This window comes from Streptomyces sp. NPDC049577, from assembly GCF_040675635.1.
Lineage (GTDB): Bacteria > Actinomycetota > Actinomycetes > Streptomycetales > Streptomycetaceae > Streptomyces.
Genome location: NZ_JBFAPH010000210.1, coordinates 1 through 11,321 on the forward strand (window position 1 = coordinate 1; position 11,321 = coordinate 11,321).

The window sequence follows — 11,321 nt, forward strand, 5'->3', positions numbered from 1 at the left end:
CAGTCTCAACCGCGACAGCCGGACGGGCCAGGGCTTCGGGCCGGACGAGGTCATGGTCCTGGAGCTGGACCGGCTCTCCCCGGACTACGGCCGTGCTCTGGGAGCTGACCTCCCGGCTCCGCGAGCGCAAGAACATCAAGGCTCCCCTGGTGCCGCTCGCCATCGGCGGCGTCGCCATGACCGTCGCCGGCTACGTGGGCGGCGCGGAGGGCGCCTGGGTGGCGATGGCCTTCACCGCGCTGGCGGTGCTGGTCTGGCGGATGACCGAGTCGCCGGACGACTACCTGAGGGACGTCACGGCCGGCATCTTCGCGGCGTTCTACGTGCCGTTCCTCGCCACCTTCGTGTCCCTGATGCTGGCCGCGGGGGACGGCAACTGGCGGGTGCTGACCTTCCTGATCCTGACGGTCGTCAGCGACACCGGCGCCTACGCGGTCGGCTGGCGCTTCGGCAAGCGCAAGCTCGCCCCGCGCATCAGCCCCGGCAAGACCCGCGAGGGCCTGGTCGGCGCGGTGCTGTTCGCCATGGTGGCGGGCGCGCTGTGCATGCAGTACCTGATCGACGACGGCGTCTGGTGGCAGGGCCTGCTGCTGGGCCTCGCGGTCGCCGTCAGCGCCACCCTCGGCGACCTCGGCGAATCCATGATCAAGCGGGACCTGGGCATCAAGGACATGGGCGCCCTGCTCCCGGGCCACGGCGGGATCATGGACCGGCTGGACTCCCTGCTGCCGACGGCACCGGTCTTCTGGCTGCTGCTGGTGGTGTTCGTCGGCTCCTAGCCGCCGACCTGCGGCTTTGGCCGGTTGTTCGATACGTGAGGGGCTCGTCGTCCACAGGGCGGCGGGCCCTTCGCCGTACGTCTGCGACACTGGTAGAACCATGCCTGCACCCGGAGAACTCACTTTCGTCGCGCCGCGCGGGGCCAAGCTGCCCCCGCGGCACCTTGCCGACCTCAGTCCCGCCGAGCGCCGTGAGGCCGTCGCCGCGATCGGCGAGAAGCCGTTCCGCGCGAAGCAGCTGTCCCAGCACTACTTCGCCCGGTACGCCCACGACCCGGCGGCATGGACGGACATCCCGGCTGCCGCCCGCGAGAAGCTCGCGGGCGAACTGCTGCCGGAGCTGATGCGTGTGGTGCGGCACATCTCGTGCGACGACGACACCACCCGCAAGACCCTCTGGCGGCTGCACGACGGCAAGCTCGTCGAGTCGGTGCTCATGCGCTACCCCGACCGGGTCACCATGTGCATCAGCTCGCAGGCGGGCTGCGGCATGAACTGCCCGTTCTGCGCCACCGGCCAGGCCGGTCTGGACCGCAACCTGTCGACGGCCGAGATCGTGCACCAGATCGTCGACGGCATGCGCGCCCTGCGCGACGGCGAGGTGCCCGGAGGCCCGGCGCGGCTGTCGAACATCGTCTTCATGGGCATGGGCGAGCCGCTCGCGAACTACAAGCGCGTCGTCGGCGCCATCCGCCGGCTCACGGACCCGGAGCCGGACGGCCTGGGGCTGTCCCAGCGCGGCATCACCGTCTCCACGGTCGGCCTGGTCCCCGCGATGCACCGGTTCGCCGACGAGGGCTTCAAGTGCCGTCTGGCCGTCTCGCTGCACGCGCCCGACGACGAGCTGCGCGACACCCTGGTGCCGGTCAACACCCGCTGGAAGGTCCGCGAGGTCCTGGACGCCGCCTGGGAGTACGCGGAGAAGTCCGGCCGCCGGATCTCCATCGAGTACGCCCTGATCCGCGACATCAACGACCAGGCGTGGCGCGGCGACCTCCTCGGCCGGCTGCTGCGGGGCAAGCGGGTGCATGTCAACCTCATCCCGCTCAACCCCACGCCCGGCTCGAAGTGGACGGCGTCCCGTCCCGAGGACGAGCGGGCGTTCGTCGAGGCCATCGCCGCGCACGGCGTGCCGGTGACCGTCCGTGACACCCGCGGTCAGGAGATCGACGGGGCCTGCGGCCAGCTGGCCGCCACGGAGCGCTGAGCGCACCCACCGGCACCGCCACCGGCACTGATACGGTGCCTTCGCACAAATGAACAATCCGACAGGGGAGCGCTTCGGCGCTGAGAGTGCGGCACCTGCCGCAGACCCTCGGACCTGATCCGGGTCATGCCGGCGTAGGGAGTCAGCATCATCATGAACACCAATCTGCGGCGTGCCGTCTGCGCGGCCGCCGTCGCCGTCCTCGGCCTGCCCGTTCTGGCCGCATGCGGGTCGGGCTCGGACGACCAGGGCTCGGGCGAGTCCGGTGGTGGGGGGAAGGGCAGCAAGACCGTCACCCTCGTCTCCCACGACTCCTTCGTCGCCTCCGACTCCGTGCTCAAGGAGTTCACCCGCCAGACCGGCTACACGGTCAAGACGATCAAGGGCGGCGACGCCGGCCAGGCCGTCAACCAGGCGATCCTCTCCAAGAGCCATCCGCAGGGCGATGTGTTCTTCGGTGTCGACAACACGCTCCTCTCCCGCGCGCTCGACAACGGCCTCTTCACGCCGTACACGGCCAAGGGCCTGGACCGGGTGGACAAGAAGTACCAGCCGGACGCGAGCGAGCACCGCGTCACCCCCGTCGACACCGGCGAGATCTGCGTCAACTACGACCGCGCCTACTTCGCCGGCCACAAGCTGGCCCCGCCGCAGTCCTTCGACGACCTGGTCAAGCCGGAGTACAAGAACCTCCTCGTCACCGAGAACGCGGCCACCTCCTCGCCCGGCCTCGCCTTCCAGCTCGCCACCGTCGCCAAGTACGGCGAGACCGGCTGGCAGGACTACTGGAAGAAGCTCAGGGCCAACGGCGTCGAGGTCGTCGACGGCTGGGAGCAGGCCTACAGCGAGCGCTTCTCCGGCTCCGCCGGCGGCAAGAAGGCCAAGGGCGACAAGCCGCTGGTCGTCTCCTACGCCTCCAGCCCGCCCGCCGAGGTCGTCGGTGCCGAGCCCCTGCCGGCCGAGGCCCCGACCGGTGTCGCGACCGGCACCTGCTTCCGCCAGACCGAGTTCGCCGGGCTGCTCAAGGGCGCCAGGAACACCGAGGGCGGCAAGGCACTGCTCGACTTCCTGCTGAGCCGTACCTTCCAGGAGGACATGCCGCTGCAGATGTACGTCCGACCCGTCAACCAGGACGCCAAGCTGCCCGAGCTGTTCACCAAGTACGGCGCGCAGATCGCCGACCCGCAGGTGCTCGCGCCCGAGCAGATCGCCAAGAACCGCGACCAGTGGGTCAAGGAATGGTCCTCGCTCGTCCTGAAGTAGAAGCACCCGGCGCGGCGGCGGACCGGAAGCCGCCCCGAGCGGGAGCCCGGCGCACGGCGGTGCGGCTCGGCCTGATGGCCGTGCCGCTCGCCTTCTTCGGGATCTTCTTCGCCTACCCCGTCACCGCGATCGTCTCCCGGGGGCTGACGGACGGCGGGCAGTGGCAGCTCGCCCGCATCGGCGAGGTCGTCACGGACCCGGGCACCGGGCACGTCCTGTGGTTCACCACCTGGCAGGCGGCCGCTTCGACGGCGCTCACGCTCGCCCTCGCGCTCCCCGGCGCGTACGTCTTCGCGCGCTTGGAATTCCCCGGCAAACGACTGCTGCGCGCGCTGGTCACCGTGCCGTTCGTGCTGCCGACCGTCGTCGTCGGCTCCGCCTTCCTCGCACTGCTCGGGCGGGGCGGGCTGCTGGACGAGATGTGGGGCGTCCGCCTGGACACCACCGTCTGGGCGATCCTCGTCGCGCATGTCTTCTTCAACTACGCGGTGGTCGTCCGCACGGTCGGCGGACTGTGGGCGCAGCTCGACCCGCGCCAGGAGGAGGCCGCCCGGGTGCTCGGCGCCGGCCGGTGGGCCGCCTGGCGCCGGGTGACCCTCCCCGCGCTGGCGCCCGCCGTGGCGGCCGCGGCCCTCATGGTCTTCCTCTTCACCTTCACCTCCTTCGGTGTCGTCCAGATCCTCGGCGGCCCCCGCTACGCCACCCTGGAAGTGGAGATCTACCAGCAGACCGCGCAGCTGCTCGATCTGCCCACGGCCGCCGTGCTCACCCTCCTGCAGTTCGCCGCCGTGGCCCTGCTGCTGCTCGTCCACGCCCGGACCGTGCGGCGCCGCGAGAGCACGCTGAAGCTGGTCGACCCCGCCCGCACCGCGCGCCGCCCCCGCGGGGCCGGTCAGTGGGCGCTGCTCGGCTTCGTCCTCGCCGTCATCGCCCTGCTGCTCCTGCTCCCGCTGGCCGTACTCGTCCTGCGCTCCTTCGACGGCCCCCACGGCTACGGCCCGGACTTCTACCGCGCGCTCGCCTCCACCGGGGGCAACGGCGCAACGCTGGTCGTCGCCCCGCTGGAGGCCATCGGCAACTCGGTCGCGTACGCGCTGGCCGCCACGGCCATCGCCGTGGCGATCGGCGGGCTCGCCGCCGCCGCGCTCACCCGGCGGGACGGAAGCCGGCTGGTCCGCGGCTTCGACGCGCTGCTGATGCTGCCGCTGGGCACCTCGGCCGTCACCGTCGGCTTCGGCTTCCTCATCAGCCTCGACGAGCCGCCGCTGGACCTGCGCACCTCCTGGATCCTGGTGCCGCTGGCCCAGGCGCTGGTGGGCGTGCCCTTCGTCGTCCGCACCATGCTGCCCGTACTGCGTGCCGTGGACGAGCGGCTGCGCGAGGCGGCCGCCGTGCTCGGCGCCTCACCGCTGAGGGCGTGGCGCGAGGTGGACCTGCCGCTGGTCGGGCGGGCCCTGGCGATCGCCGCCGGCTTCGCGTTCGCCGTGTCGCTCGGCGAGTTCGGGGCGACCGTCTTCATCGCCCGCCCCGACAACCCCACCCTGCCGGTGGCCGTGGCCCGGCTGCTCGGCCGGCCCGGCGAGTTCAACTACGGGCAGGCGATGGCCCTCAGCACGATCCTGATGCTGGTCTGCGCGGCGGCGCTGCTGGTACTGGAGCGCGTCCGCGCCGACCGTACGGGAGAGTTCTAGATGTCCCTGAGCCTGAAGGGCGTCACCGTCCGCTTCGGTGAGCGCGCCGCGCTGGACGGCGTGGACCTGGACGTCGCCGAGCACGAGATCGTGTGCGTGCTGGGGCCCAGCGGCAGCGGCAAGTCGACGCTGCTGCGGGTCGTCGCCGGGCTGCAACGGGCCGACGCCGGGCGGGTGTTCCTCGGGGGCGAGGACCTGGACGGGGTGCCGACGCACCGGCGCGGGGTGGGCCTGATGTTCCAGGACCACCAGCTCTTCCCGCAGCGGGACGTCGGCGGCAACGTCGCCTTCGGCCTGCGGATGCGGGGCCTTCGCCGGCGGGAGGCCGGGCGCACGGTCGCGGAGACGCTGGAACTGGTCGGGCTGCCGGGCGCCGAGCGGCGGGCCGTGGCCACGCTGTCCGGTGGCGAGCAGCAGCGCGTCGCGCTGGCGCGTGCGCTGGCCCCCGAGCCGAGGCTGCTGATGCTGGACGAGCCGCTGGGGCAGCTCGACCGGGGGCTGCGGGAGCGGCTCGTCGTCGAACTGCGCGCCCTCTTCCGCCGGCTGGGCACCACCGTGCTGGCCGTCACGCACGACCAGGGCGAGGCCTTCGCCCTCGCCGATCGCGTCGTGGTGATGCGCGACGGGCGGGTCGCGCAGGCGGGTACGCCGCTGGAGGTCTGGCAGCGGCCGGCGTCCGAGTTCGTCGCGCGGTTCCTGGGGTTCGACAACATCGTGCCGGGGACGGTGAGCGGGGCCCGCGCGGAGACCGTCTGGGGGGCCGTCCCTGTCCCGCCGGGGACGGCGGCGGGGGCTTGCCGGGTGCTGGTGCGGCCGGGCGGGGTGCGGGTGGTTCCGGTGGGGGAGGCGGGGCTGTCGTGCGCCGTGACGGCGCGGACGTTCCGGGGGGATCACGTCGCGGTGCGGTTGCGGCCGGAGGCCGGGCCGGAGCTCGAAGCGTCGTGCGGGCTGGGGGGTGCGCCGGAGGTGGGGGCGCGGGTGGGGGTCACGTTCGACGTGGCCGAGGTCGTTCTGCTCCCCTGACCCGCCCCACGACTGCCCACAACCTCAGCCGACGGGCTCCCGTTCCCGCTCCGGCTCCGCCGGAGCTCCGTGGCTGTCCGGTTCGCCGAAGCAGGCCACCGCCACCGCGCCTGTCACCGCGAGGATGAAGCCCAGGATCGCCACCCAGGCGAAGCCCGGGCGGGACGCGTCGCCGAGCCAGAGGACGCCGATGATGCCCGGGAGCACCGTCTCGCCCACGACGAGGGCCGCCGTCGCGCCGTTGACCGAGCCGATCTGCAGGGCGACCGTGTGCAGGTACATGCCCACCGCGCCCGAGACGAGGATCGCGTAGAGGGCGGGGTCGGCGATGAGGGTGGGCAGGTCGAAGGGGTGGACGCCGTCGAGGATCCGGACGCCCACGCCGATCGCGCCGAAGCCGAGGCCGGACAGCAGGCCGGCCAGGATCGCGGCCCGGGAGCCCAGCAGCCGGACGAGCACGGTGCCGCCGGCCATCAGGACGACCGAGACGACCAGCAGCCACCAGTGCGTGGACATGGCGGTCTCGCCGCTGCCCTCGTGCCCGGCCGCGGTGGCCAGAAGTACGAGCGCCGAGCAGACGACGGCTATGGAGGACCACTCCCGGCCGTTCAGCCGGATGCCCAGCAGCTTGACGCTCAGCAGGGCGGTGACGATGAGGTTGGCGCTGATGACGGTCTGGGAGAGGAACAGCGGCAGCAGCCGGGCCGCCAGGGCGCCCAGCCCGAAGCCCACGAAGTCCAGGACGGTGCCGAGCATGAACTCCCAGGTGACCGCCGCCTTGGCGGTGGAGGACAGGCTCGGTCCGCCGTGCTGGGTCACCTCCGCGGTGGAGGCCGCCGCGGCCTCCCGGCGGGCCGATTTGCGGGAACCCACGGCCTGCAGGACCGATCCCGTGCCGTAGCAGGCCGAGGCCGCGACAGCCGTCACAAGGCCGATGATCACCAATAGCTCCGTTCACCTGAGAACCGTCGTGCGCAAGAAGGCAGACGTCGATATCGGTGCCGGAGTTGCCTCGGGTCAAGAACCGGTCAAGAGACGTGCGTCATCAACGGGTGAGCGGCAGTGCGGCCAGTTCGGCGATCACCCAGGTGAGGGGCGCCAGGGCGGCCAGCAGGACGCAGGTCCGCACGGCCGCGGCACCGCGCAGCAGGGACGGCGGGATGCCGAGGCGCAGCAGCGCCTCGGTGGTCTCGCCGCGGAGGGTGCGGGCGTCCAGGGCGGCGGTGATGGCCGTGGCGGTGGCGCAGGCCATGACGACGGCCGCGCCGAGCCCGGTCAGCGGTCCGAAGGGGCGCGGCCCCGAGTGCTCCCAGGCCGCGCCGTACAGCTCGGCGCACGCGAGGGCGGCCGCGGCGACCGCGCACACCACGCCGAGCGGCCGGCCGATGCGCGTGGCGGCGTCCTGCAGTATCCGCCCGGCCAGCAGCCGCATCGCACCGGGCCGCCCCGCCGCGAGCAGTACGCCGCACCAGTGCGTCAGGCCGGGACCGGCCAGGACGAGGCCGACGGAGGCGAGCAGCCAGCCGCCCAGCAGCCCGGGCGAGGCGGCGCCCTGCCGGCCGGGCAGTGCGAGCAGCGCGCTCGGCTGGGGGGCGGGGGCGTGGCCCACGTACGCCTCCAGGGCGAGGCCCATGGCGATGACCGCCACTCCCCACGGCAGACCCGCGTAGGCCGGCCGGCGCTCCGGCAGCGGCTCTCCGGAGGCCGTGGTCTCGGGGGCGCGGCCCGTGGGCTGCTTGCGCGGGCGCAGCAGGACGGCGCACGCGCCCGCGGCGAGCGCCGGCAGCAGGCCGAGCAGCGTGAGGGTCGCGCCCCACGGCAGCGTCGCCCGGCCGTCCAGCACCGCGGCCGCGGAACCGCTGAACGGCGTGGTGCCCAGGCTGCCGCGCAGTTCCAGGTAGGTCAGGAGCGCGGCGGCGCTGCCGAGGCCGCAGGAGATCGCCGTAGAGGTCGCCGCGAGCAGCGACAGCCGCACGGGCCCGAATCCGGCGGCGTCCAGCCCGTCGCGCGGCCGGGTGGCCGGATCGCTGCGGGCGACCGTGACGGCGAACTGCACGACGGCCGCCAGCGGTACCGCGCACCACAGCAGCCGTACGACCGATTCCTCCGTCCGCGCGGGATGCGCCGCGGCGTACCCCAGCGTGCACAGCAGCAGGAAGCCCACTCCCGCGGCGGCGAGCGCGACCAGCAGCCGCCGCAGCAGGACGAGCGGGTGCGCGCCGCGCGCTAGGCGGAGACTGAGCACGCGGCCCTGCCCTCCCCTTCGGACGCGTCCGGGACCGGGATGGCGCCGCTGCGGCGGCCGTCGGCGAGGGCGACCACGCGGTCGGCGAGGCTCGCGCTCTCCTCGTCGAGGGTGGCGAGGACGACGGTGATGTCGTGCGAGCGGGCGGCCGTGGTGAGCGTGCGCAGCACCTGCGCGCGGTCGGCCGTGTGCAGCGGGGCGGTCGGCTCGTCGGCGAAGACGACGGTCGGTTCCCCGGCCAGGGCGCGGGCGATGGAGATGCGCTGGCGCTGGGCCTGCGACAGCGTGGCGGGGCGCTTGCGGGCGCAGTCGCCGACGTCGAGGCGCTCCAGCCACTCCAGGGCGGTCTGCTTGGCGGTGCGGTGGCCGACGCCGCGCGCCAGCAGCGGCAGGGCGGCGTTCTCCCAGCCGTTGAGTTCGGGGACCAGGTGGGGTTCGCTGTCGATCCAGCCGAACCGCTCCCGGCGCAGCCGCTCGCGGGCCGCGCGGGAGAGGGTGTGCACGGGGGCACTGTTGAACCACACCTCGCCCGGGTCCGGCAGGAGCTGTCCGGACAGGCACTTCAGAAGCGTGGTCTTGCCGGAACCGCGGGGCCCGGTGACGGCGAGGATCTCCCCCTCGCGGACGCCGATCGAGATCCCGGTCAGGGCTGGGGAACCGCTGTAGGAATAATGCAGGCCACGTGCCCAGAGCACGTCGTTGTCCGGCGGGGCCACCATATCGAGCACCTCGGGTCGCTGAGAGGGTCCGTTCCCCTGACCGGGTGAACGAACCGGAGGCCATTGGGTCACTGGCACCGTACGGAACGGTGATCCTAGCCTCCGCCCAGGCTCGGCGCGGGAGTGCCCTACTTTCCTCCCATCGGACTCATTCGGCCGGGCGCACCGGGTGCACGGCGGTGCGACGAGGGCGCGGAGCCGGGGTGTCCGGCGCGCAGCGGCGCGGCCTGCGCACGCGGGTGCGCGCGGGCCGCGCCGGTGCGGGGCGCGGTCAGATCTTCGTCCAGGCCTCGGTCAGGACGCCCCGGACGATCTGTTCGATCTCGTCGAACGTCGACCGGTCCGAGATCAGCGGCGGCGCGACCTGGATGACCGGGTCGCCGCGGTCGTCGGCCCGGCAGTACAGGCCGTTCTCGAACAGGGCCTTGGAGACGAAGCCGTAGAGCAGCCGCTCGCACTCCTCGGGCGTGAACGACTCCTTGGTGGTCTTGTCCTTGACCAGCTCGATGCCGTAGAAGAAGCCGTTGCCGCGCACGTCGCCGACGATCGGCAGGTCGTGCAGCCGGGAGAGGGTGGCGTGGAAGGCCGCCTCGTTGTCCAGTACGTGCTGGTTGAGGCCCTCGCGCTCGAAGATGTCGAGGTTGGCCAGGGCGACGGCGGCCGAGACGGGGTGCCCGCCGAAGGTGTAGCCGTGCAGGAAGGTGTTGTTCCCCCGGAAGAACGGCTCGGCGATCCGGTCGGAGACCACGGCCGCGCCGATGGGGGAGTAGCCCGAGGTCATGCCCTTGGCGCAGGTGATGATGTCGGGCACGTAGCCGAACTTGTCGCAGGCGAACATCGTGCCGAGCCGGCCGAAGGCGCAGATGACCTCGTCGGAGACGAGCAGCACGTCGTACCGGTCGCAGATCTCGCGGACGCGCTGGAAGTAGCCGGGGGGCGGCGGGAAGCAGCCGCCGGCGTTCTGCACGGGCTCCAGGAAGACGGCGGCGACGGTGTCCGGGCCCTCGAAGAGGATCTGCTGCTCGATCTGGTCGGCGGCCCAGCGGCCGAAGGCCTCGGGGTCGTCGCCGTGGACCGGCGCCCGGTAGATGTTGGTGTTCACCACCTTGTGCGCGCCGGGGACCAGCGGCTCGAAGGGGGCCTTGAGGGCCGGGAGGCCGGTGATGGCCAGGGCGCCCTGCGGGGTGCCGTGGTAGGCGACGGCCCTGGATATCACCTTGTACTTGGTGGGGTTGCCGGTGAGCTTGTGGTACTGCTTGGCCAGCTTCCAGGCGGTCTCGACGGCCTCGCCGCCGCCGGTGGTGAAGAAGACCTTGTTCAGATCGCCCGGCGCGTAGTGGGCCAGCCGCTCGGCCAGTTCGACCGCCTTGGGGTGGGCGTAGCTCCACACCGGGAAGAAGGCCAGTTCCTGCGCCTGCTTGCTCGCGGCCTCGGCGAGCTCGGTGCGGCCGTGCCCGGCCTGCACCACGAAGAGGCCCGCCAGCCCGTCGAGGTAGCGCTTGCCCTTGTCGTCGTAGATGTAGGTGCCCTCGCCGCGCACGATGACGGGCACGGGGCTGTTCTCGTACGACGACATGCGGGTGAAGTGCATCCACAGGTGGTCGTACGCCGTCCGGGAGGTGTCCTTCACGACGTCCTTGCTCACGGCTATCGGGTTCCCCATGTGTAGGTCTGTTTGCGGAGCTTGAGGTAGACGAAGCTCTCGGTGGAGCGCACGCCCGGGAGGGTGCGGATGCGCTTGTTGATCGTTTCGAGGAGATGGTCGTCGTCCTCGCAGACGATCTCGATGAGGAGATCGAAGGAGCCCGCGGTCACCACGACGTACTCCACCTCGTCCATCGCCGTCAGGGCGTCGGCGACCGGGTCGAGATCGCCCTCCACGTTGACGCCGACCATCGCCTGCCGCCGGAAGCCCACGGTGAGCGGGTCGGTCACGGCGACGATCTGCATCACGCCCTGGTCGAGCAGCTTCTGCACGCGCTGCCGCACCGCCGCCTCGGACAGTCCGACGGCCTTGCCGATCGCCGCGTACGGGCGGCGCCCGTCCTCCTGGAGCTGCTCGATGATCGCCAGGGAGACGGCATCGATCGGCGGCGTGCTGTTCACGCCCTTCGGATCTGCGCTACGAGTGGCCACGAGCCCCACTGTGCATGAGGACTCGGCTGTGAGGCAAGCATGAATCGATGAAATCCGTTGCGGCAGGTTGCCGGTAGTACTGATTCCGTCGTTCATGCCCCAGGGGTATGTCGAAAGCGTGGTCCGACGAATTAGGCTGGCGGCCTCACCCATCTCACCCATCGGACAAGACAGAAGGGGTGGCACAGTGACCACCGAGCTGCGTCGTCTGCGCAACTACATCGACGGAGAGTTCCGGGACGCCGCCGACGGACGGAC

The 11,321-nt window shown here is 72.2% G+C and carries 9 protein-coding genes, 2 pseudogenes and 1 riboswitch; of the genes and pseudogenes, 6 read left to right on the forward strand and 5 right to left on the reverse strand.

Annotated elements, in window-relative coordinates; genetic code table 11:
- The 6 genes and pseudogenes from AB0K09_RS22135 to AB0K09_RS22160 all read left to right on the forward strand — a co-directional run.
- Positions 1–79, forward strand: a pseudogene (locus AB0K09_RS22135) (TerD-family protein); the annotation flags it as partial.
- 16 nt (positions 80–95) lie between these two features.
- Positions 96–779, forward strand: a pseudogene (locus AB0K09_RS22140) (phosphatidate cytidylyltransferase); the annotation flags it as partial.
- A gap of 100 nt (positions 780–879) precedes the next feature.
- Positions 880–1,986: a 23S rRNA (adenine(2503)-C(2))-methyltransferase RlmN gene (gene rlmN, locus AB0K09_RS22145; protein ID WP_366067102.1), complete on the forward strand. Its 1,107-nt coding sequence runs from the start codon at positions 880–882 to the stop codon at positions 1,984–1,986.
- A 53-nt stretch (positions 1,987–2,039) separates the two neighbouring features.
- Positions 2,040–2,144, forward strand: a riboswitch (TPP riboswitch).
- Positions 2,140–3,249, forward strand: a complete 1,110-nt coding sequence (locus AB0K09_RS22150) for a thiamine ABC transporter substrate-binding protein (protein WP_366067103.1) — start codon at positions 2,140–2,142, stop codon at positions 3,247–3,249. It overlaps the preceding riboswitch by 5 nt.
- Entirely contained in the window at positions 3,225–4,940 is a 1,716-nt protein-coding gene (locus AB0K09_RS22155; RefSeq protein WP_366067104.1) for an iron ABC transporter permease, read from the forward strand. The genes AB0K09_RS22150 and AB0K09_RS22155 overlap by 25 nt, the downstream gene beginning before the upstream one ends.
- Positions 4,941–5,963, forward strand: a complete 1,023-nt coding sequence (locus tag AB0K09_RS22160; protein ID WP_366067105.1) for an ABC transporter ATP-binding protein — start codon at positions 4,941–4,943, stop codon at positions 5,961–5,963.
- Positions 5,964–5,987: 24 nt separating this feature from the next.
- Here AB0K09_RS22160 and AB0K09_RS22165 read toward each other — a convergent pair whose 3' ends face one another.
- The 5 genes from AB0K09_RS22165 to AB0K09_RS22185 form a co-directional block, all read right to left on the reverse strand.
- The gene (locus tag AB0K09_RS22165) at positions 5,988–6,905 is read right to left on the reverse strand and encodes a hypothetical protein (protein ID WP_366067106.1); all 918 of its coding nucleotides are present in this window, start codon (positions 6,903–6,905) and stop codon (positions 5,988–5,990) included.
- Between the two features lie 103 nt (positions 6,906–7,008).
- Positions 7,009–8,208, reverse strand: coding sequence for a hypothetical protein (locus AB0K09_RS22170; RefSeq protein WP_366067107.1), 1,200 nt, complete (start codon positions 8,206–8,208; stop codon positions 7,009–7,011).
- Positions 8,190–8,927 (reverse strand): ATP-binding cassette domain-containing protein, encoded by a 738-nt coding sequence (locus AB0K09_RS22175; protein WP_366067108.1) that lies wholly within the window; start codon positions 8,925–8,927, stop codon positions 8,190–8,192. Before AB0K09_RS22175 ends, AB0K09_RS22170 begins: the two co-directional genes overlap by 19 nt.
- A gap of 271 nt (positions 8,928–9,198) precedes the next feature.
- On the reverse strand, positions 9,199–10,590 hold the full coding sequence (locus AB0K09_RS22180; RefSeq protein ID WP_366067109.1) for an aspartate aminotransferase family protein: 1,392 nt from the start codon (positions 10,588–10,590) through the stop codon (positions 9,199–9,201).
- Positions 10,575–11,063 (reverse strand): Lrp/AsnC family transcriptional regulator, encoded by a 489-nt coding sequence (locus tag AB0K09_RS22185; protein ID WP_366067110.1) that lies wholly within the window; start codon positions 11,061–11,063, stop codon positions 10,575–10,577. The genes AB0K09_RS22180 and AB0K09_RS22185 overlap by 16 nt, the downstream gene beginning before the upstream one ends.
- Positions 11,064–11,321: the final 258 nt, after the last annotated feature.

Coding starts and splice junctions, on each gene's coding strand:
- AB0K09_RS22175 (WP_366067108.1), bottom strand. CDS start 8,927: ATGGTGGCCCCGCCGGACAACGACGTGCTCTGGGCACGTGGCCTGCAT.
- AB0K09_RS22180 (WP_366067109.1), bottom strand. CDS start 10,590: ATGGGGAACCCGATAGCCGTGAGCAAGGACGTCGTGAAGGACACCTCC.
- AB0K09_RS22150 (WP_366067103.1), top strand. CDS start 2,140: ATGAACACCAATCTGCGGCGTGCCGTCTGCGCGGCCGCCGTCGCCGTC.
- AB0K09_RS22160 (WP_366067105.1), top strand. CDS start 4,941: ATGTCCCTGAGCCTGAAGGGCGTCACCGTCCGCTTCGGTGAGCGCGCC.
- rlmN (WP_366067102.1), top strand. CDS start 880: ATGCCTGCACCCGGAGAACTCACTTTCGTCGCGCCGCGCGGGGCCAAG.
- AB0K09_RS22155 (WP_366067104.1), top strand. CDS start 3,225: ATGGTCCTCGCTCGTCCTGAAGTAGAAGCACCCGGCGCGGCGGCGGAC.